Annotated in this window: 20 protein-coding genes; 16 read left to right on the top strand and 4 right to left on the bottom strand. The window is 41.9% G+C overall.

Going from position 1 to position 22,676, the window contains the following annotated elements; genetic code table 11:
* The first annotated feature begins 1 nt into the window (after window position 1).
* Together AC0L46_RS14780 and AC0L46_RS14775 are read left to right on the top strand one after the other, a co-directional pair.
* Window positions 2-268 (top strand): YkgJ family cysteine cluster protein, encoded by a 267-nt coding sequence (locus tag AC0L46_RS14780; protein WP_473504659.1) that lies wholly within the window; start codon window positions 2-4, stop codon window positions 266-268.
* A gap of 16 nt (window positions 269-284) precedes the next feature.
* Window positions 285-1,955 (top strand): L,D-transpeptidase family protein, encoded by a 1,671-nt coding sequence (locus tag AC0L46_RS14775; RefSeq protein ID WP_473504657.1) that lies wholly within the window; start codon window positions 285-287, stop codon window positions 1,953-1,955.
* Between the two features lie 89 nt (window positions 1,956-2,044).
* On the opposite strand, the gene rlmM is transcribed toward AC0L46_RS14775, so the two are convergent.
* From rlmM to AC0L46_RS14760, 3 genes are all read right to left on the bottom strand, one after another.
* A complete protein-coding gene (gene rlmM / locus AC0L46_RS14770; protein ID WP_473504655.1) occupies window positions 2,045-3,097 on the bottom strand; it encodes a 23S rRNA (cytidine(2498)-2'-O)-methyltransferase RlmM in 1,053 nt (350 codons plus the stop codon).
* 44 nt (window positions 3,098-3,141) lie between these two features.
* Window positions 3,142-3,813, bottom strand: a complete 672-nt coding sequence (locus tag AC0L46_RS14765; RefSeq protein ID WP_473504653.1) for a TIGR01621 family pseudouridine synthase — start codon at window positions 3,811-3,813, stop codon at window positions 3,142-3,144.
* Window positions 3,814-3,928: 115 nt separating this feature from the next.
* Window positions 3,929-4,525, bottom strand: a complete 597-nt coding sequence (locus AC0L46_RS14760) for a GGDEF domain-containing protein (RefSeq protein ID WP_473504651.1) — start codon at window positions 4,523-4,525, stop codon at window positions 3,929-3,931.
* Window positions 4,526-5,471: 946 nt separating this feature from the next.
* Between AC0L46_RS14760 and AC0L46_RS14755 the strand changes: the two genes are divergently transcribed.
* From AC0L46_RS14755 to AC0L46_RS14690, 14 genes are all read left to right on the top strand, one after another.
* Window positions 5,472-7,022, top strand: a complete 1,551-nt coding sequence (locus tag AC0L46_RS14755) for an ABC transporter ATP-binding protein (protein ID WP_414680019.1) — start codon at window positions 5,472-5,474, stop codon at window positions 7,020-7,022.
* Complete coding sequence (locus AC0L46_RS14750; RefSeq protein ID WP_473504648.1) at window positions 7,019-8,086, top strand: ABC transporter permease; 1,068 nt, start codon at window positions 7,019-7,021, stop codon at window positions 8,084-8,086. The genes AC0L46_RS14755 and AC0L46_RS14750 overlap by 4 nt, the downstream gene beginning before the upstream one ends.
* A gap of 9 nt (window positions 8,087-8,095) precedes the next feature.
* The gene (locus AC0L46_RS14745) at window positions 8,096-9,028 is read left to right on the top strand and encodes an ABC transporter permease (RefSeq protein ID WP_473504647.1); all 933 of its coding nucleotides are present in this window, start codon (window positions 8,096-8,098) and stop codon (window positions 9,026-9,028) included.
* A 66-nt stretch (window positions 9,029-9,094) separates the two neighbouring features.
* Window positions 9,095-10,162 carry a BMP family ABC transporter substrate-binding protein gene (locus tag AC0L46_RS14740; RefSeq protein WP_414680022.1) on the top strand — a complete coding sequence of 356 codons (1,068 nt, stop codon included), beginning with the start codon at window positions 9,095-9,097 and terminating at the stop codon, window positions 10,160-10,162.
* A gap of 150 nt (window positions 10,163-10,312) precedes the next feature.
* Window positions 10,313-11,329, top strand: coding sequence for an adenosine deaminase (locus tag AC0L46_RS14735; protein ID WP_473504644.1), 1,017 nt, complete (start codon window positions 10,313-10,315; stop codon window positions 11,327-11,329).
* Between the two features lie 129 nt (window positions 11,330-11,458).
* Window positions 11,459-11,827 carry a DUF2750 domain-containing protein gene (locus AC0L46_RS14730; protein ID WP_473504642.1) on the top strand — a complete coding sequence of 123 codons (369 nt, stop codon included), beginning with the start codon at window positions 11,459-11,461 and terminating at the stop codon, window positions 11,825-11,827.
* Between the two features lie 13 nt (window positions 11,828-11,840).
* Entirely contained in the window at window positions 11,841-12,797 is a 957-nt protein-coding gene (locus AC0L46_RS14725; RefSeq protein ID WP_473504640.1) for a class I SAM-dependent methyltransferase, read from the top strand.
* A 282-nt stretch (window positions 12,798-13,079) separates the two neighbouring features.
* Window positions 13,080-14,078 (top strand): porin, encoded by a 999-nt coding sequence (locus AC0L46_RS14720; protein ID WP_473504638.1) that lies wholly within the window; start codon window positions 13,080-13,082, stop codon window positions 14,076-14,078.
* Window positions 14,079-14,370: 292 nt separating this feature from the next.
* Entirely contained in the window at window positions 14,371-15,057 is a 687-nt protein-coding gene (locus AC0L46_RS14715; protein ID WP_473504636.1) for a response regulator transcription factor, read from the top strand.
* Window positions 15,054-16,430: a sensor histidine kinase gene (locus tag AC0L46_RS14710; RefSeq protein ID WP_473504635.1), complete on the top strand. Its 1,377-nt coding sequence runs from the start codon at window positions 15,054-15,056 to the stop codon at window positions 16,428-16,430. Before AC0L46_RS14715 ends, AC0L46_RS14710 begins: the two co-directional genes overlap by 4 nt.
* Before the next feature lie 127 nt (window positions 16,431-16,557).
* On the top strand, window positions 16,558-18,543 hold the full coding sequence (locus AC0L46_RS14705; protein ID WP_473504634.1) for a TonB-dependent receptor domain-containing protein: 1,986 nt from the start codon (window positions 16,558-16,560) through the stop codon (window positions 18,541-18,543).
* Window positions 18,544-18,621: 78 nt separating this feature from the next.
* A complete protein-coding gene (locus tag AC0L46_RS14700) occupies window positions 18,622-19,800 on the top strand; it encodes an ABC transporter substrate-binding protein (protein WP_473504632.1) in 1,179 nt (392 codons plus the stop codon).
* Window positions 19,793-20,857, top strand: coding sequence for a FecCD family ABC transporter permease (locus AC0L46_RS14695; protein WP_414680030.1), 1,065 nt, complete (start codon window positions 19,793-19,795; stop codon window positions 20,855-20,857). The genes AC0L46_RS14700 and AC0L46_RS14695 overlap by 8 nt, the downstream gene beginning before the upstream one ends.
* Window positions 20,854-21,615 (top strand): ABC transporter ATP-binding protein, encoded by a 762-nt coding sequence (locus tag AC0L46_RS14690; RefSeq protein WP_473504631.1) that lies wholly within the window; start codon window positions 20,854-20,856, stop codon window positions 21,613-21,615. The genes AC0L46_RS14695 and AC0L46_RS14690 overlap by 4 nt, the downstream gene beginning before the upstream one ends.
* 59 nt (window positions 21,616-21,674) lie before the next feature.
* Here the strand turns inward: AC0L46_RS14690 and purU are convergent, their stop codons facing one another.
* Window positions 21,675-22,529 (bottom strand): formyltetrahydrofolate deformylase, encoded by an 855-nt coding sequence (gene purU / locus AC0L46_RS14685; protein ID WP_414680032.1) that lies wholly within the window; start codon window positions 22,527-22,529, stop codon window positions 21,675-21,677.
* Window positions 22,530-22,676: the final 147 nt, after the last annotated feature.

Below are 22,676 nucleotides of genomic sequence, written 5' to 3'. Positions count from 1 at the left end.
TATGAATTGTAGATCAGGTTGCGGCGCGTGCTGCATTGCACCATCAATCAGCTCCCCTATTCCTGGCATGCCACATGGAAAACCAGCTGGAGTCGTTTGTGTTCAGCTTTTACCCGATTTAACCTGTGCTATATTTGGAGATCCAGAAAGACCGAAAGTCTGCAAAGATTTCACACCAGAACAATACGTGTGTGGTAGCAGTAAAGAAGAAGCCATAACAATATTAAACGATCTAGAAAACTATACACGCACACCAAAAACAGTTTAGCAACAAGGAAAAATTTATGACATTCGTAGTCAAACGATTAACATTAGTTGGCGTATGTTTACTTTTAGGCGCTTGTTCAACCTCAAATACAAGCAAACAATTTACAGTTGAACCGCCCAGCGAACAGCAAATAGAAACCAGTGTAAAACAACAAGTGGCACTCACTCTAAATGCTTTCACCCCTGTTGCAGGTCAAGCACTTCCTAACAACAGTGTTCTTGATGCTTACCAATATCGCGGTTATGAACCTGTCTGGATCGAAAACAAAAGAATAAACACCTCCATCTACAAGCTTGTTGATATCCTTGAGCAATCCTACTCCCACGGTCTCAATCCAATCCACTATCACACAGACATCATTAAAGAGTATTTGGATCTAAAAGAGCCGACTTCACAGCAGCTTGCTGAGATGGATGTCATCACCACAATCGCACTCACGAGCTATGCTCACGACCTTAGCAATGGTCGATACGAGCCCCAGTTAATCGACCCGAATTGGCAACTAGATGCGCCAAGTAACGCTTGGAAAGAGTTACTGTATCTAGAATCTGCAACCGACATGGTGAACTACCTTCCGCTCTTGGCACCACGCCACCCTCATTACCAAATACTTCAGAAGTGGCTTGTTTATTATCAGGATATCGCAGCAAAAGAAAAAGATATCCGAATTGATCCAGGCTCACTTTTATCTATTGGTGAAGAAGGCCCACGAGTAGCCCAACTACGCGCTCGACTTGTGCAGTTAGGAGACATCCGATTCTCTACTCGAAAGGTGAATGAAGAAGAGTTTGATATACGACTCAAAGAAGCACTAATACGCTTCCAACGTCGCCACCACATCACTGCTGATGGCTCAGCAGGCTCAGAAACAGTCGAAATGCTTAATGTTCCACTGGAAACTCGCGCAAAACAAATCGCATACAACCTTGAAAGATGGCGCTGGCTTCCAAGCGAGCTTGAGCCAAATCGCGTTTGGGTAGACTTAACAAACTACACAGTTGATATGCATTTAAACGGCGAATTAACATCAATGAAAGCCGTAATCGGCAAGCCGTCAAGAAAAACGCCTGTATTTAAAGGCCTAATGACGTATATGGTAACCAACCCGACTTGGCGCGTACCACACAGAATAGCCAGAGAAAACCTGTTGCCGAAGCTACAAAAAGACCCAAATTACCTTTCTAAACAAGGCTACAAAGTCTATTCAAGTTGGAGCATTGGGGCGAAAGAGCTCGATCCAACAAAAATCGATTGGAACAGTATAGAAGAAAGCAAACTAAGCTATCGATTTGAGCAAGAGCCAGATGAAGGAAATGCACTGGGCCAATATAAATTTATGTTCCCAAATAAAAACGCCATTTATTTACACGACACTCCGGCAAAACACCTTTTCCGCGAAACAGACAGAGCATTTAGCTCAGGTTGCGTGAGATTAGAAAAGCCAGATGAGTTTGCAAGGGAAATAACCAAAGGCAGTAAGAGCTTCAATGAAATGACGAAAACTCTGAAATCCGCAAGCAACAGTGTGATCTCATTACCGACTTACATTCCTGTATACTTGGTTTACTTCACCGTGGTTCCGAACGCTAATGGCATGCCAGAATTCCGCCATGACGTATATGAGCGAGACCCACTAATGGAAGAAGCAATGGGTTACAGTATCTTCCATGCGAATGAATCTATTTAGGATATAGACAAATAACGAAAACCATAAAAAACGCCTTATAAAAATATATTTATAAGGCGTTTTTTTGATCTTGCTAACTATAACAGTGATTACTTAACCATAATGCAAACAGTGACTTCTTCACGATCATGATAAAGATGTTTCACTTGGTATTGGTAACCCACGCCAGACTTTTTCAATAAGTCATCAATTAATTGCAAACACAAGGAGACTTCTTGAAAGCGCTTTTTCATTGGCAATTTTAAGTTAAAAATAGCGCGTCGCGTCCAGCCGTTTGCCAACCATTTTGCCATTAATTCAGCCACTTTTATTGGACGCTCCACCATATCGCAAACCAACCAATCAACTGTATAAGGCGGTTCAAATTTAAATCCGTCCGCCTTTTCATGCTGAACTAACCCAGTCGACATCAATTCTTTCTGCATCGGGCCATTATCAATCGCAAAAACATGAATGCCTTTTTTAACAAACTGATAAGTCCAACCGCCAGGTGCAGCCCCCAAATCAACAGCCGTCATACCTTCAGTCAAATCTGCTTCGCGTGTTTTTTCTGGAACAAACTGTAAAAAGGCCTCTTCCAGTTTAAGAGTCGAGCGGCTCGGACCTGCAGCAGGAAAACGTAACCGACGAATCCCCAAAGGAAACTCACTTCGACAAGCCGCATAAGAAACACCTAAATAAGCTTCTTCACCACTCAATAAGAAAACGTGATGCCTAACACCCACGGCTTTATTACGTAATACACCAGACTTTTTCCAACCCTCTTTCAAAGGTTTATCGAGCTTTTTAATTAAACCCGATAAGGCTTTCGCCTCATTAGTATCCGCCGTTTCGATCCAGATTTCTTCAGCAAGAGGCAACTCACGAGCCGCTTCAAGCAACAACTCAACTCGCCCACCTTGCTCCAACTCAATCACATCATTCACTGCAATAATCTGGCGAGCAAAAATCAAGCGATTAAACTGCAACTGCTGGATCAATGATTCACCTGCATCCGCTTGATCGAGGTGAAATACTACGTAGCCAGAATCAGGAACTACTTTGGCATAACCATAGAAACCTTTATTACTGGCCACCTCTGACAGTTCTGCCGCACAATCTTTTTCAAAGCCTTGACGACAATAAACCAAAACATTTTTCATTCGCTTTCCTTCTCAGATAGATATTTTCTACTGAGTTCTATAAATTATTTTTTAGAGGGCCATTTTAATAAAGACTCATCAAATTGAGTGTTTACAAAATCAGCAAAGTCGCTTGAAAAGCCGCCTCCTGATTCAGGTAAACAAGTATAACGCCTTACCTCTCCATTCCACTCGAACCATAAAGCGTAAGCATGCAAATAACCTCGATCTGATTCATCACCACCATATCGTGAATCCCCTAAAATTGGAGAGCCGATACTTTTTAATGCCACACGAATCTGATGCGTTTTCCCAGTCAGCGGACGTACTAGAAAAACTCTGTTTCCTTGAAACGCCGATGAAAAAAACTGTGTGATAGCAAAGTTCTTTGCTTCTTGAGTAAGCTTCCACTGCCCTCGTCGACTCGGTTGCATCCCACCAGAAACCGTTCCTTGCTTCTTCTTCGGTTTACGCTTTGATATCGCTATATAACGCTTTTCGATGTCATGTTTCTCAAACTTGCCACCAAAAGTCGCAGCTGCCTCTTTATTACAGGCAACAATTAACAGACCAGATGTCATCTTATCAAGGCGATGGACAGGATAAAAAGTGACGTCAGGATACATATCAGCCAAAGACTGCATCACCCCAACTTCATCAGACTCAGCATGAAAACTCATACCAGCAGGTTTATTAATCAACCAATAGTCATCGCAACGAAATATTATCTGAATCAAACGATCTCCATTACGAATAAATATGGAAAAAATAGAGTAGCCAACAAGCTTATCCACAGAGAAAGTGGACAACTCATATGTCAACCACGAAATAACTTTTTTATAACGATGACGATCAGTTTTGAATATAAATCCGGTTTCGCCCGTTACGTTTCGCGCTATACAAACCTTTATCAGCCTGCGCGAGAATTTCTTCGTAGCGAGAAACGTCAGATGTAATGGCTGCCAACCCCGCACTGATAGTTACCGGAATTACAGCACCTTGATCCGTCTCTATGTGCATTTCCTCTACACTTTTACGCAGATGCTCTACCACTACTTCAGCTTGCTTGAGGTCAATATCACGCATAATCACAATAAACTCTTCGCCACCATAACGCCCAATCTCATCTTGAGGGCGTATTGCAGTGCGCATTTTTTCGGCGACCTGTGCTAAAACCAAATCCCCTACATCATGGCCATACGTGTCATTTATTTTTTTGAAGTGATCAATATCTATGATTGCAAAAACACATGACAGTCTATTGATAACAGAGTCTGCAAAGATATTAACAGCATCCGCGAGCACTTTGCGTCGATTAGACAACCCTGTTAGCTCGTCTTTTTCGGCCAATGTGCGCAAATAGCTATTAACCGACTTCAAACGGCTCATGACCAAGTTGATAACAACCGCAAAATAGAAGCACACAAAGGAGAAAACAAACACGATCATCAGATTTTCTCGACCAGGAGATAGGTGGACTTTATCCACATTCACAAACTCACAGATCAGAAAAAATACAATAGAAGCAGTGACCATTAAATATTTTATGAGCCGCTGATCTGATCGAAAAACAACAACGCTATAGGCAATAATATTGACAAAAAGCCAATGAAATAAACTATCCGGGCCAAAATAAAAGGAACTAAGAATGAATATATGGACACCAGATATAATCGGCATCCATAGCTGCGCTCGCTCAAAAAGGCCTCTATAAATACAGCGCCATCCCAGCAAACCTAAAAAGAAGCAAACAGTAGAAATAACAACCAAGGACGTAATTTGACAAAAGGCAGATGAAAACACCATAAAGAAGCAACAAAAACAAAATGCCAAATACGAAAAATTGACGACATGTTTCTGGTTGAGGTCATTATCAAATTCATCAGAGAAACCAAAATTAAGAAGTTTCTCGAGTATTTTTTTTATTGGAGAAAACACAGCATTCCCAAGTGTATAGTCAGGTTTCTACCACAAACCTTTTAAATGTATCAAAAGGGTGAAGCAAGATTTAATGGCCGTATTCTACAGAAGAGCGACTGTCTTTCCTATCACTTAAGGCAACCAAAACGACTTGACCAACCCAGCAAAAAAGCAAGATCACACTCTTGGGCTTCCTTTATGATGCTCACTTTCTTTATTTGCCACCCACTTAGAACCATTGGCATGGATATTGATTAAAGCAACCACATTAGAGAAAAGAAAAACCAAACATTAACTAATCGGTCAAATATAAAACAACTCTTGAACTTTTTTGCACCAAAAATGAATTGAAAGCACCAATATAATGCAAGACATTCTTTGTTGGGTCTATTTTAGACAGGCTAATGTTTTAACTTAAAGTAAAGTAAGAAAACTTTTATATGACACTTAATTCTAAAAATAAGGTGCCAAGACATTGAAAAAGCATAATCTGATATCGCGCCTTGAGCTCACGAATATCACCAAACAATACCCTGGCTGTCTTGCCAATGACAATATCAATCTCACCTTAATGCCTGGTGAGATACATGCATTGCTAGGAGAAAATGGTGCAGGTAAAAGCACCTTGGTTAAAACCATCTATGGTGTTGTCGCACCCGATAAAGGCGACATTATTTGGGATGGAAAAGAGGTAAGCATAAAGTCCCCTTCTATTGCTCGAGACTTAGGCATCGGTATGGTGTTTCAACACTTCTCATTATTTGAAACCATGACGGTCTGCCAGAATATCGAATTATGCCTCAGCAAAACACAGCTCAGTAAAATTGGTGATCTTGCTCAAAGAATCACAGAGCTTTCTGAGGAATACGGCTTGAATGTAGATCCAAACAGATACGTGCATTCACTTTCTATTGGCGAAAGACAGCGTGTTGAAATCATGCGATGCCTTGTTCAATCGGTGAAATTATTAATTCTAGACGAACCTACTTCTGTTCTAACGCCACAAGAAGTAGCAGGACTCTTTAACGTTCTACGCACCTTATCGAAAGAAGGCTGTAGTATTTTATTTATCAGTCACAAGCTTCATGAAGTCACTGAAATCTGCCATAAAGCCACTATTCTTAGAGGCGGCAAAGTCGTTGATACGTGTGTACCTAATGAAGAAACACCAGCTACAATTGCAAAAATGATGGTTGGCGACCTTGCAGAACAAGACGCCGGCTATTCTAAAAAAGAAGGCTCGGTAGAAGTCTTTAATGCTTCTGACCTCTCATTACCAGCAAAGCACCCTTTTGGTACCACACTGAAAAACATCAACTTCGACTTAAAAGCAGGTGAAATCTTAGGTATCGCGGGCGTCGCTGGCAACGGTCAAGACGAACTAATGGCCATTATAAGTGGTGAAGATGATCGTAATGTAAAAGATGGGCTGTCAATAAACGGCATGAGCATTGGTCATTTACATGCGGGAGAAAGACGTAAACTGGGTATCGCAAATGTTCCAGAAGAACGCCTAGGACGCGGCGCTGTACCTGACATGAGTTTGACGGAAAACACCCTTCTCACTCATAGCGACGGTTTTATCAAAAACGGCTTAGTGCAATGGCAGAGCATCAAAGAATACACAACAGAGCTTATCAGCAAATACAAAGTAAAATGCCACGGTGAGTTTTCAGAGGCGAAAAGCCTAAGTGGTGGTAACTTGCAGAAATTCATCATGGGACGTGAGATAGGACAAGCACCAAAAGTGCTTATCTGCGCTCACCCAACTTGGGGCGTTGATGTTGGTGCCGCTTTAGCAATCCATCAAGCTTTATTGGAACTCCGAGATAAAGGCGCGGCCATCTTATTAATTTCAGAAGATATAGACGAGTTGTTTTTGCTAGCCGATCGTATGGCCGCAGTATGTGATGGTTATTTATCACCTTTAGTCAAAACGGAAGAAACCAACATAGACCAAATCGGTCAATGGATGGCTGGCACCTTCATTAACAACGCCAATCAAACACAAGAGGTCAGCGCATGATCCGTATTCAAGCTCGTACTGAACCAAGTACGCTAATGAAAGTAACATCTCCGCTGCTTGCTATCGTATTAACTTTAATTTTTGGCAGCATTCTATTTACCGCGATAGGCAAAGATCCATATCAGGCATTGCATGTCCTTTTAATCGCACCTTTGGCCGACAGCTATAACATTGGCGAAATGTTCGTAAAAATGGGCCCATTATTGCTTTGTGCAGTGGGTTTATCTTTATGTTACCGAGCAAATATGTGGAATATCGGTGCAGAAGGACAATTGTTGGCCGGGGCGTTAGGCGGCTCAGCCATGGCACTTTATTTTATAGATTCAGAATCTGTATTTGCGCTTCCAGTGACGCTTATTGCTGGCATTCTTTCGGGAATGCTGTGGGCTGCGCTTCCTACGTTCTTAAAGTTGCGCTATAACTCAAACCTTATTCTTACCACCATCATGTTTAACTACATTGCCCTTTATCTCCTTATATGGGCGGTTCATGGCCCTTTGCGAGATCCAGATGGTTACGGTTTCCCTGAGTCAGCTATTTTCTCTGATACAACCTTGTTACCAACTATTTTTGAAAGTAGCCGCATTCACTTAGGCGTCTTATTCGCAGTATTGGCAGGTGTCGTGGGTTGGTTCATTTTGAGCAAAACCCACCTTGGCTTTCAAATTCGAGTGTTTGGTGCAGACGAACCAGCAGCAAGATACGCAGGCTTTAGTGGTAAAAAGCTTAGCTGGTTCGTTATGTTATTCGCTGGCGCACTTGCCGGATTAGCCGGTGTTAGCGAAACAACAGGACCAATAGGTCAACTCGTTCCCAACGTGTCTCCTGGTTATGGTTACTCTGCGATCATCGTGGCTTATTTGGGTCGCTTACACCCAATCGGAGCGATACTTGCAGCTGTTTTCATGGCTGTACTTTATATGGGTGGTGATTTAGCTCAAATCGAAATGGGCATTCCTGTTGCTGTGGTAAGCATGTTCCAAGGCGTATTGTTATTTTTCTTATTGGCGTGTGATTTTTTTATTAACAATCGCCTTATTTCCACTAATCAAGCGACAAACTAGGAGAATACTTTGGACGCGGATCTAATGGTACAAATTTTGTTTGCCGCTATAAAAACCGGCACACCGTTACTTTTCATCGCTTTGGGTGAAGTGATTTGTGAAAAATCAGGAATACTGAACCTTGGTCAAGAAGGCATGATGCTAATGGGCGCTGTAGTAGGATTTTTGGTTTCTTACAGCACAGGCAACATTGGTTTAGGCGTTATTTCTGCCATGGCAATGGGTGTCCTTATGAGCCTCATTTTTGCAGTATTGGTTCTTCATATTGGCGCCAACCAAGTGGCAACTGGTCTTGCTTTGACTATTTTTGGCACAGGTTTAAGCGCATTTATCGGTGCTGACTTCGTTGGACAAATCATTCAAGGATTTCAACCCGTGGCCATCCCTGTTTTATCTGATATTCCTTATATTGGACGCATCTTATTTAGCCACGATATTTTGGTGTATTTCTCATTTTGTATGACTGTCGCGTTAATCTACATCGTTAACAAAACGCGCATTGGGTTAACGCTTAAAGCGGTCGGTGAAAACCCTCATGCTGCCAATGCAATCGGTATTAAAGTTCTTAGAGTTCGTTATTTAGCCGTTATGTTTGGCGGCTCAATGGCAGGTATTTCAGGAGCTTATATGTCACTTGTTTATACGCCAATGTGGGTTGAGGGAATGACTGCTGGACGGGGCTGGATTGCCTTAGCATTGGTGGTGTTTGCTTCATGGCGTGTTGGTCGCATCATGCTAGGTGCTTACCTATTCGGTTTAGCCAGCATCATGCATTTGGTTTTACAGGGTTTTGGTTGGTCTATCTCTCCAAACTTATTGGCCATGTTGCCATATGTTGCGACTGTCGTAGTTATGGTGATTATCGGCGCAGATCATTTCAAAGAAAAATTGCTTGCCCCTAGATCCTTGGGTAAACCTTTTAACCCAAGAAATATGGCGTAAGTAACTTAAATTAAATATCAATTAATAATCAAAAAAAATGCCTTCGGGCACACATAGGAGCTAAAAATGAAACTTAAGAGTTTACTAGTTGGTCTAGGACTTTTAGCAGGAGCAAACGCTGCTCTCGCTGAAGACCCATTAAAAGTCGGATTTGTTTATGTTGGTCCTGTTGGCGATCTTGGTTGGAGCTACGAGCACGATTTAGGTCGTCTTGGCTTAGAAGAACACTTCGGTGATAAAGTCGAAACAACCTTCGTTGAAAACGTGCCTGAAGGTGCGGATGCTGAACGTGTTATCACACAATTGGCGAAAGCAGGTAATGATCTTATCTTCACTACCTCTTTTGGTTTCATGAACCCAACCATCAAAGTGGCTAAACGCTTCCCAAATGTGACCTTTGAGCATGCTACTGGCTACAAGATGTCTAAAAACGTAGGAACTTATGTACTGCGTACTTATGAAGGACGTTATGTATCAGGCGTCACTGCAGGTATGATGACTGAAACCAACACCATTGGTTACATTGCATCTTTCCCTATTCCTGAAGTTATCCGTGATATCAACACAACCTACATGGCTGCGAAAAGCGTTAACCCAGATGTAAAAATCAAAATTGTTTGGGTAAACACTTGGTATGATCCAGGTAAAGAAACCGATGCAGCAAATGCACTAATGGATCAAGGCGTTGATGTTTTAATTCAGCATACCGACAGCCCAGCACCACTTATCGCAGCGGAAAAACGTGGTATGCGCGCTATCGGCCAAGCATCTGATATGAGTAAATTTGCTCCTGAAGCACACATGTTCTCTGTTCGTGACCACTGGGCTCCTTACTACATCAGTATCGCTGACGCAGTCATGAAAGGCACTTGGGAACCAAAAGATTACTGGGGTGGTTTTAAAGAAGACATCTTAACGATTGAATCTATCAACCCGAATCTTCCTGAAGATGTGAAGAAGAAAATCAATGAAACTTATGCGGCGATTAAGTCTGGTGAACTAAAACCATTTACTGGCCCCATCAAAGACAACAAAGGCAACCTTGTTGTTGAAGCAGGACATACACTAACAGATGTGGAGCTTGCTCAAGTGAATTGGTATGTAGAAGGTATTACAGACGAGATTCCTCGCTAATTACCTTTGGGTAACCAGTAAAATTTACTGGTTACCCTTACCTATCTTCAATGAATACCTCTACAATACGCCTCAGCAATTAATCTATTTTATTTCATCCATCGCTCTACAAAATACAACATTAGAATCAAAGAAATTAAAGGTAATCACATGAGTACAACAGACACACTGCTTCAGCTCGCAGAAAAAATGCCTAAAACAGAACTCCACCTGCATATTGAAGGCACATTTGAGCCAGAACAGATGTTTGCTATCGCTCAACGTAACCAAGTCACTCTAAAATACAAAACAATCGATGAATTAAAAGCAGCCTATCAATTCACCCAGCTGCAAGACTTTTTAGATCTGTATTACCAAGGTATGTCTGTCTTACTCCATGAAGCCGACTTTTATGATCTCACCATGGCATATCTAACGAAAATGCATAAAGAAAATGTGGTTCATGTGGAAATATTCTTTGATCCACAAGGGCATCTTTCTCGTGATGTTCCATTTGAAGTACAGATCACAGGAATTTATAACGCTCTACAAGATGCTAAAAAGCAATGGGGAATGACATCCAAACTGATTATGTCTTTCCTGCGACATTTAAGTGAAGAAAGTGCATTTGAAACATTAGAATTAGCCAAACCTTATCTTGAATGGATAGATGGCATTGGGTTAGACAGCTCAGAAGTGGGTCATCCACCCGCTAAATTTGCCAATGTGTTCCAAGCTTGCCGTGATTTAGGTTTAAAAATTACCGCTCATGCTGGCGAAGAAGGTCCACCAGAATACGTTTGGCAAGCTCTTGATGTTATCCAAGTAGATAGAATTGACCATGGAAACCGAGCTTTAGAAGATGAAGCCTTAATCGCAGAAATCAAAAAACGTGGATTAACTCTCACAGTATGCCCGCTTTCTAATCTGAAGCTTTGTGTTGTCAACGACATGGCAGAGCATCCAATCAAAAAAATGCTCGCACTGGGTTTAAATGCCACGGTCAACTCGGACGATCCAGCCTATTTTGGTGGCTACATGAATGACAATTATCGTGCCCTCATTCAAAAAACGGCTGTTACTAAAGCTGAATTATTGCAATTAGCTAAAAATGGGATCACCTGTAGCTGGATGAGCGAATCCGAGAAAAAGGCACACTTACAAGACTTAGAAAAGCTCTTTCATTAAACCGCCTCCCAAAATAGTAGAACGCGCAATAGGAAGAAAGAGTGGCTAAAACAGCCATTCTTTTTCTCTTCCTCTGCTTTTCAGTATGCTAAAATCCTTTTCTTTTTTTACCTCTGAGCAAATACCACCATGACGGCACCAATTACATTTGACGACGCGTTTTACCGTTTACCAAGCAGTGAGCGTTACACCCAAGTTGTTACCTTGATCAAAAAAGGCCAACCTCTTTGGACACTTGCAGATGCAGAAGGCTGCCTCATCATTGATCTGGGCAGCGACAAAGTTTTACCTATTTGGCCAACAGAAGCATTAGCGGCAGATTGGGGTAAAAAGGAATATGAAGGCTTTAATGGTTTAGAAATTAGCGCAGCAGATTGGTCTGAAAAATGGCTCCTAGGCATGCAAAATGACGGTTATTCTGTCGGAGTTGCGCCTAATCTTGCAGGCGAATGCATTGTTTCTTCTGCTGAAGAACACGCTCTAGACATAAAGGCTTAAGACTTATATTCAAATGGACTCTCTGACTCTAAACACACTAACAGAACAGGTTTTTCTCAATTTAAATCCGTCACCACAAGGTGTTCAGAGACTTTTTCATGGACGGGGAAAATGTTTTCCCGGCTTAGAGCAAATTACAGTGGACTGGTTAGGCGGCCAAATACTGGTCTCTCTTTTCAAAGAGCCGACCACAGAAGAGCTAGAGCGATTAACCTGTACTTTGCTTGATTGGACAACACGAGCGGAGTGGCAAACAAGCAAAGCTCAGTCTCTTTTATTACAACATAGAAGCCGTGAAAAAAGCCCGACTGAATGCTTGTGGGGTGATTACCAAGAGCATCAAGTTGTTAATGAAGACGGATTACTCTTCCAGCTAGACTTAGGAAAAAACCAAAACTCAGGCCTTTTCCTAGATATGCGCTATGGCCGTCGATGGGTAAAAGAAAACAGCCAAGATAAACGCGTACTGAACCTATTTGCTTACACTTGTGGTTTCTCCGTTGCTGCGATTGAAGGCGGAGCTGATTTTGTCGTCAATTTAGACATGGCGAAAGCGGTACTTAATCGAGGAAGGGAAAATCACCGACTAAATCAGCACGATCTCAATCGAGTAAAGTTTTTCGCCCATGATATTTTCAAGTCTTGGGGAAAAATCAAAAAATACGGTGAGTACGATCTTATTATTATCGATCCACCAACCTTTCAACGTGGTAGTTTTGCCCTAACCAAAGATTACCAGAAAATCCTTCGACGCCTTCCTGAGCTCCTCACCGAAAACGGCAAAGTACTGGCTTGCGTAAATGACCCAACCTTACCCTCACAGTTCCTCATTGACGGAATGGAGGCAGAAGCACCGTCTTTAAAGTATCAATTTCGACTCGAAAACCCACCTGTATTTAAAGACATAAATATAGAAAGTGGCTTAAAAGCATTGGTTTTTCACAAAAAGATACTTAAAAACAAACCATAAAATTCAAGAAACATACACCCCTCCCTCCAGAAAAATCAAAAAATAATCAATAAAATCATAGCTTTAGATTAAAAAACCCTCATTTTATCCTTTGCAATTTTTTTCTTCGGAATTATTGTTTTATTAATATTGTATGATATATTGAACCTGTCCTTTATTTGTTCACAATTGGTGCGATATTGATACAAAAAACCAATTAGTTATCTTCACCGCCCAAATAAAGTGCAACATTAAGACTCAAATAAAAAGTAAATTACAATAAAAATAACAGGGGTATTCCGAATGAAAGCAACTAAGCTTGTTACCGCTTTTGGCCTAACTGCAATAGCTATGGCTGTCTCTACATCATCTCACGCAGTTGATTTAATTAAGACTGATGATCTTACTTTTAATCTAAACGGCGATATTGACCTCATATTTGAACAAGAAACTTCAGGATCAGATCCAAGTGAAACAACACTTGAAGCTAATTTTGATGACATCGATTTCGACTTTAAAATAAAAATCGATGACTCATTAAGTTTCCTTGCATCAGCAGATTTGACTGTTGAAAGTGATGATGGAGACCCAGCTGAAAGTGCTTCAACCTTTGCTGGTTTCCAATATAATGATCTCACTGTGACAGCAGGTTATCGTGAAGACGCTATTGACCCTCTAGGTATAGATACGTTTGAAATAGCCAATTTGGGGCGCGCTTCAGGCGAACAAGACGGTAGCGGCACAGTATTTGGCCAAACAGTTGTCGTTGAATATGATCATGATGACTTTGAAATTGTCGCTTCCCACACTCAAATCGAAGATACTACAACTGTTCAACGTTCAGCATTGTACGGTAAAACAAAAGTAGGTGATTTCCAGATCGAAGCTGGTGTTGGTAAAGAAACAGATGAAGATGACACAGCAACAGTAAATTTTTGGCAAGCACAAGTTGAATACTTCACAGGCCCATTTACTCTAGGTGCTTTGTACAGCTCTATGAGTGCAGAAGAGTCTGGAACGGACTACGATTCAACAGGTCTTGAGTTTAACGTGAACTATGAAGTTAGCGATAAACTTGATGTATACGCTGGTTACGAAACTATCGATAATGGCATATCTGGCACTGATAACTACTCAGGTATGGGTATTGGTGCTTCTTATGCCTTTAGTAAATTAGTAAAACTTTATGTGGAAGCAGGAACTGAAGACGGCACTTACCTTAAAGCTAAAGGCACCGGTGTAAGCTCTTCTACAAAAGACGATGATAAATTACTAGGTCTGCTACTTAGTATTGACTTCTAACCAAAGAAAATAAACAGACCTACTCTATTTGGTTATGGCGTTCCTTTTAGGTTACCCCCTTTTCTTAAAAGGGATATATACTAAATAAGCAGTCTATTTATTAAAAATATAAAGCCAACCCATTTGGGTTGGCTTTTCTGCATTTGAGCCTCCTCTTCTCTATTGTATTTTCAAAGTACCAACTTGAAGCCTAAATAAATTCAACAAAGAGCCTCTCTTTTAATCACCAAGTGACTTTGAATATAAAACAACCTACAATAAGAATGATTTTCATTTAAATGTGGTAATTAACATGCTCAGTTCTAAGATTTTAATCATTGAAGATGATGTTTTCTTAGGTCAAAAAGTATCTCAACTTTTAGAGTCTAAAGGATTTAAAACACAAGTATGTCATGATGGAGAGCAAGGTTTGCTCGCTGCTCTAAAGTCATCTTTTGATCTTATTTTATTGGACATCATGCTTCCGAATATGAATGGCTTAAACATCCTAAGCCTATTACGCAAAGAGCGACAAACACCTGTCATGATGCTCACAGCTCTTGGTGCAGAAGAAGATCGTATCAAAGGTTTGAGCATTGGTGCAGATGACTATTTACCTAAGCCATTCAACTTCACTGAGATGTTATTACGGGTAGATGCCTTATTAAGACGAACACTACAAACCAAAGACACTCAAAAATCCTTAAACCTAAAAGACGACGATTTAGTCTTATCCCGTTTAGAGAAAAGCATCCATTACAACCAACAACTAATAGACTTATCGCCCACTCAATTTCGACTACTCTGGTTACTGGTGGAAAACCAAAGCAACACCCTGAACAAATCCTTTTTGTCCCAAATGGCATTAGGCAAACCACATAATCAATATGATAGAAGCTTAGACATGCACATCAGTCGTATACGTAAAAAGCTGATCGCCACTGGCATGCCAAGTGAGTACCTGATTACCGTTCATGGCAAAGGGTATTGTTACCGATGAAAAACCGTTTGTTATGGAAATTATTCTCGATTATTGCCGTCGGCACCGTGATCTTTTTCTGGTTGATTGATTTGGTCGCCAGTCATACTGAAGACAGCATGAGTTATATTGACCAAGGCTATCGAGCCGAATTACGAGCCTACGCGAAAGAAGCCGAACACATTCTTTATGAAGAAGGTGAAAGCGCCTTAGCTTTATGGGTCAAAGGAATTGAAGAAAAAGAAAACACTTGGATTGCCATTTCTCGCCCTTCGATTGAAAACCTCGCCGATACGCAACTCTCCGATGCGTACATTGAAACCTTTGCGTTAGGCCGCAGCCTAGAATGGAAAATACACTTATATTTCAAATATAACCCAACCATGGACATTCCATTTGAGGATGGCGTAACGCGCTTTTTAATCCAGCTTCCACAACGCATGAGACCGGGCAAAAATTTATTCATTATCGACCTGTTATTGCAAATCGCTCTGCCCTTTCTCATCTTATGTTTGATTACCTTCATTCTGTATAAACATGTAATGAAACCGCTGAAACGATTGGAAAAAGCCACTCGACGTTTTAGCGAAGGTGACTTCAATGTGCGTGCCAGTGAAGCGCTAACACAGCGCAACGATGAATTAACACGGCTCTCCACAACCTTTGATAAGATGGCAGATCGCATCAGCACCTTGATCATAGATCAGCGCCAACTCTTGGCCGATTTGTCCCATGAGCTGAGAACACCGTTAACACGACTCAACATTGCCGTGGACTGTGTCGAGCAGGACTTACAATCTCAGAGTGCATTAGAGCGCTTACGTTATGAATCTTCCAACATGCAAGGGTTGATAGACGACGCACTAACACTCGCCTGGTTTAATACAGAATCACCCAAGCTTGAATTACACGACTTAGACATTACCGCTTTACTGCAAGTCATTGTTGAGGATGCCCAATTCGAATTTGCTCAACATACCGTCAAGTTACTTCAACCAGACCAAGAAATAATCATAAAGAGCGCCCACCAAGCATTAACTGCGGCGCTAGAAAACATCATCAGAAATGGGCTTTTCCATACACCAGTTGGAAAAACGGTCACCATATCACTGCATCAAGAAAGCCATTTTCTCGTCATCAAAGTAAAAGACCAAGGCTGTGGCGTGCCCGAAGAATATTTGGAAGACATATTCAAGCCCTTCTTCCGTATCAAACAAGACAGTCAGGATAACGAACGCGTTGTGAGCTCTAAAAAGAGTGGCTACGGATTAGGACTGGCACTCGCAAAAAGGCAGATCCATGCACTTGATGGCTCTATCTATGCTCAAAACGTCACAGATAAATCAGAAAACGGATTAGTCGTTTCTATTCAACTACCTTATAAATCCTCATAAAAAATGAGTCAATAAATGACTTTTGCATTGATCAAATGTAACAAATGTAAAAGTCATTCACATTCTTTACGTAAAACACATAATACCCAACAGATAATGTAAACAATTCTCATTTATAGAGGTATTTATGCGTTCCCATCGTTTATTTTCAAAAACACTTTTAGCGCTTGCTGTTTCTCAAGCAGCCCTTTCTGGCTTAGCCATGGCTGAAGACACGGTATTAGACGAACTTAAAATCGAAGGTCGTGCGATTACAGAACTAGACCAAGCCGTTTCTTCAGAAGACATTGAAAACAGCCAGGCAAGCAGTTTAGAAGACCTCTTCCGCAATAAAAGTGAAATCACAGCGGGCGGTGGTAATACAACAAGCCAAAAAATCTATGTTCGCAATATAGGAGAGGATTCTCTAAACATTACAATTGATGGCGCAGAGCAAGCTAATGCTCTTTTCCATCACGCAGGACGCATTTCTCTTGAACCAGAGTTATTGAAACGAGTTGAAGTAGAAGCAGGTGCAGCCAATGCAACTTCAGGACCTGGCGCATTAGGCGGCTCCGTTCGTTTCATTACTAAAGACCCGAGTGATTTACTAGAAGACGACCAAAACATTGGCGCTTTACTAAAATCCACTTACAGCAGTAACGGTGAAGGGCTTAAAAACAGCGCCACTGTTTACGGCCGAACAGAGTCAGGAAAATTAGAGGGTATGGTACACCTTACTGATTCTAGCCATTCCAATTTTGAAGATGGAGAAGGCAATGAGCTAGATGGAACAGAGCAGGATGCAAATGTAGGATTCCTAAAAATCAAATCGCACCTAACTGATGAGCAAACATTAAGCCTTAGCCATGAAAATATCCAGCAAGAAGGTGAAATGTTATACCGACCAGAATGGTTTGCAAGTTATAAAAACTACTTAACAGACAGTGTGTTCGCTCGTGAGACAACAACATTAAATTATCAATTTACAGACAAAGATAACGATCTAATCGATACGAAATTAACTGTTTACCAAACAAATAATGAACAAGAGAGATATTACTACGGTAGCTTAGTTTCCGGGAGTATCGACTCAACTGGGATTAATGCTCGAAATACAAGTTTAATTTCAGATCATGAAATTGTCTTCGGATTTAACCATCGTGATGACAGTAGCTCTTTACTTGAAACAGATGGATCAACTGTAGATGCCACAGGATCCGTAACAGGTCTATATATCCAAGACACTATTGCCATTTCAGACCAGCTTACTCTATCTATGGGTGCACGTTATGATCAATATGAAATGACAGACGAATATGAAGACAGCTTTTCTGCTGGTGGCTTTGCTCCAAATATCGGTCTGACATATCAGCTTAACGAAAACTTTGATATTACAACCAACTATGCAGAAGCTATTCGAGGACCAGAGTTAAGAGACGCTTATACATTAAACTCTTATCTAACTGATGACTCGCTAGAGCTCGAGCGCTCTCAAAATATTGAAATTGGAGCTAACTACCATACAGATAAATTCGAAGTTGGCTTTGGTGTGTATCAATCGGTAATCAATGACCCATACGGGGTTAATTACTACAACTCCACCACTTATGAAAGCACCTATGGTAATAAAAAAGACCCTATTGAAACGGTTGGTTTCTATTTAGATGCCACTTATCAAATGGAAAAGTTAACTGCTGGCTTACACTTCCATAGTGCAGAAAGCTTAGCCGACGGTGACTTCGTAACTCGTTATGAATATGGCTCAACTGCGAATAACATTGGCGATACTTTAGCACTAAGCCTCGATTATGAATTCAATGATAAATTCCAAGCGGGTTGGTCTGCTGAAATAGTTCAAGGTATTTATGACATTGATGTATATGTTGATATTTATGATAACAATGTAGAAATCGATAAACCAAGTTACACGGTTCATAATTTGTATGCAAAATGGCTTCCTTTAAATGATGACAGTCTAACTCTAGCTTTAAGCGTTACCAATTTGTTTAACGAGCAATATATCAGCCATGCGGCAATAGCCGATTATACGGACAATACAGGCTACGCAATCGTATCTGGCCAAGCAGCCGCTGGCCGTGACATCCGTTTAAGCGCAGCTTATAAATTCTAATCATAACGATTTTCCCCCTTTACGCCGGTTCTTATTTTTATAGGAGCTGGCGCCTTTGTTATAAAAAGGAAGCTTTTCATGAACACCCTATCTTCGCTAAAAAGTCTGAAAATGGGCCTTTTTTTCGCATTCATGTGTTCCCTCAGTTTGGTTGTCCAAGCGGCACAAAAGCCTGTGACGGTGACTGACTTAGCGGGCCGTTCAGTGACTTTTTCAAAACAACCTGAACGCATTATTTTAGGCGACAGTCGTTACATACATGCCTTGTCTATTTTGAACCAAGACGACCCAATCAAACCTGTTGCCGCCATGCTCTCCAAACTGCAATGGGTCGATTACGGCAGTTACATTGCTTATCAAAAACGCTTCCCAAGCATTGCGGATATCCCTGTCATTGGTCGTTCTTCTGCGGACAGCTTTAGTATTGAAAGTGCCATTGCATTAAACGCGGATTTAGCCATTTTCAGCCTTGATGGACACGGCCCAAATGCCCGTCATTCCAACATCATAAAAGTACTGGAGAAAGCAGGCATAAAAGTGGTGTTTGTCGATTTTCGAAAAGAGCCTCTGAAAAACACCCCGAAAAGTTTGTTGCTACTGGGTAAGATATTAGGCAAAGAACAGCAAGCTCAAGACTTCCTTTCCTTCTACCAAAGTCAGTTAACCAAGGTGACAGACAAAATCGCCACACTGTCACAGAATGAGAAAAAACGTGTGTTCATCCATAGTCGAGTGGGCGTGACAAATGGCTGCTGTGAAACCATGGTGCGCGGCATGATGGCGGACTTCATTGATGCCGCTGGCGGTAACAACATTGCTCTGCCTTTGATTCCCGGCGCGGCTGGCATGGTGAACCATGAATACCTTCTCACACAACAACCTGATGTGTACATCGCCACCGCAGTTGGCTCTAAAGGCATGCCGAAAGAAAACCCAGACGATGAACTCCCTTACGTGATGCTAGGCGCAGGCGTACCAAACGATTTCGCGCAAGCTTCTTTGCAACAAGCCTTTGTGCGTTACAAGTTAACCACGCTTAACGCGTATCAGAATCAGCAGGCTTACGCCCTTTGGCATGGCTTTTACAACTCGCCACTGAACCTAATTGCCGTGCAAGTTACCGCCAAATGGTTGTATCCAGAAGAGTTTAAAGAACTGGACCCTAACGCGACCATAAACGAGTTCTTTGAGCGTTTCCAAGCCATTCCTCTAACAGGTGTTTACTGGACTCAGCTTGCTAAGGACACTCATGAGTAAGCTAACCAAAAACAACGGATCTTTAGCCAGCCAATATCGTCAATACATGAGCACGCGCCTTATTTTATTGACGCTGTTGGCCGTGAGCATCACGCTGTCATTGCTTTACGATTTGTCCGAAGGCCCTTCTTCTCTGTCTTATGGCGACTTGATTCAAGGCCTTTGGTCACCGGAATCCTTACCCATCACACAGCAAGTCATCATTTGGGACATTCGCCTTCCCTACGCGCTCATGGCGATTTTAGTGGGCGCGTCTCTTGGGCTCGCTGGCGCTGAGATGCAAACCGCATTGAACAATCCTCTTGCCAGCCCGTTTACACTAGGCGTTGGCTCAGCGGCGACATTTGGCGCTTCTTTGGCGATCGTTTTTGATTTCAGCTCAATCGGCATCAGCCAAACCTACTTGCTGCCGATGTTTGCTTTTGCCTTCGCTTGCCTCACGTCTCTTATCATTCTTGGCGTAGCCAACAGTTTAGGCGGCAGTATTCAAAGCGTTTTACTCTTTGGTATTGCCTTAATGTTCGGTTTGAACGCCATGGTTGGCGTGATTCAATTTGTCGCCGATGAAGGGCAACTGCAACAAATCGTCTTTTGGACAATGGGCAGCCTTGCACGGGCCGATTTGGAAAAAGCCATCATAGTCGCCGTGGTCTTTGCCTTGTGCTTACTGGTCAGCTTACGTCACTCTTGGTCGATGACCTTATTGCGCAGTGGCGAAGAACAAGCTCAAAGCATGGGAATCAATGTCAAAAAACTCAGAGTCACTACATTGGTTCGCGTGAGTTTGGTCACTGCCGTCGCGTTGGCTTTTGTGGGCGAAATTGGCTTTATTGGGCTAGTCGCACCACATATTGCTCGTATGGTCATTGGTGAAAGCCATCGCTTTTTTCTAATTGGCAGCACCTTATGCGGCGCCTTGTTGCTGTCTCTGGCGTCCATTGTCAGTAAAGGCGTGATTCCAGGATTAGTCTTGCCTATCGGCATGGTCACCGCACTCGTCGGCATTCCCTTTTTCATCGCCCTTATTTACCAACATCAAAAGCGAAATCCATCATGAGTTTACTCCTTCAAAATATTCGCATCGCTTATGGCAAAAAAGAGATTCTGTCAGGCATTAATCTAGACCCAATAAAGCCTGGCAGTTTGGTGGCGCTGTTGGGACAAAATGGCGCGGGAAAATCCACCTTTGTAAAAGGCTTGGCTGGCTTAAAATCTTACCAAGGAACCGCTTCTTTAGACGATGTTGAACTGGCGAACATGGACCAACACCAACGCCTAAAAAACATTGGTTATGTGCCGCAATCACTTCCTCAAGGCAGCAGTTTATTAGCTTATGAAGTAGTTAAAAGCGCCGCCGCGAGCCTCACTGATAAAGCGTCCCAAGACAACAGGATTGAAGAAGTGTTTCAGCGTTTACAGATTACGCATTTAGCGCTTTTGCCGATGCACAAATTGTCTGGCGGACAAAGACAAATGATCAGCTTGGCTCAAGCCATTGTACGCAAACCGAAACTCTATTTGCTCGACGAACCCACCAGCGCACTGGATCTGAACTGGCAAATGCAGGTGTTAAAAGCCATTCGAGAGGAAGTCGATCAACAAGGCTCAACTGCCCTATTAATCAGCCATGACATCAACTTGGCACTGCGTTATTGCGATCAAGTGGTCTTGCTTAATCAGGGAAAAGTACTGGCAAATGGCAGCGCATTAGATTGCCTAACCCCAGACAATTTGGCCCAAGCCTATAAAGTAGACGCGAGAATAGAACGCTGCTCAAAAGGGCATCCAATTATTTTGGTGGATAATGCGATCTAAAGAGTAAATGCTTGATGGCTTCCATTCTTGGTTCCCATCAAGCATTTAATTATAGGCGGTTACTTAAACACAATCGTCTTGTTGCCGTACATAAACACCCTGTGTTCAAGGTGCATTTTGACTGCGGTTGCCAACGCGACTGTTTCAGTGTCTCGGCCCACAGCAACCAAACGCTCTGGTGAGTAAGTATGATCTACAGGCTGAACAGATTGTTCGATGATCGGCCCTTCATCAAGGTCAGAAGTCACATAATGAGCCGTTGCACCGATCAGCTTCACACCTCGCTGGTGTGCTTGATGGTAAGGCTTCGCACCCTTAAAACCTGGTAAGAAAGAGTGATGAATATTGATCGCTCGTCCATGCAATTTTTTACAAAGTGAATCCGACAAAATTTGCATGTAACGGGCCAACACAACCAAGTCTGTACCTGTTTCTGTGATAATATCCAATAACGCTTCTTCTTGTTCCGCCTTATTTTCTTTCGTCACTGGCAAGTGTACAAATCGGATACCCTCTCGCTCCGCCATCGGACGCAAGTCTTTGTGGTTTGATACCACCGCTGTCACTTCCATTGGCAACTCGCCTTTACGATGACGATAAAGAAGGTCATCCAAACAATGGTCAAATTTACTCACCATTAGCAAGACTCTAACAGGCTCACTTTTATCTAAAATATCCCATTTCATGTTGAAGTGAGATACCTTTTCATCAAACCCTGCGCGAATAGATTCAATCGTGTTTTCATCATTTTCAATTCGACATACAGCGCGCATAAAAAACAGCTGATTCTCTTCATCGTCAAATTGATGCATCTCTGAAATATAGCAATCGTTCTGAGCAAGGTAAGACGTTACTGCAGCGACAATACCACTTGTCGCATCACAAGACGCCTTTAAAACGAATTCTGTCGGCATGGCCGTGAACACTCCCAATAATAAATAAGTTCATCGAGTAAAAATTTGGCCATGATTTTATACTTTTAGCGCAAGATAAAAAACGGTGTATTCCATAATAGTTGAACAGCCAGTTAACTTTTTAGGGAAATGAAATATATTCAGGGT

This window comes from Marinomonas sp. 15G6-16 (genome assembly GCF_055809555.1).
The sequence above is the reverse complement of the archived record's forward strand: the minus strand, read 5'-3'. Positions and strand labels throughout refer to the sequence as shown.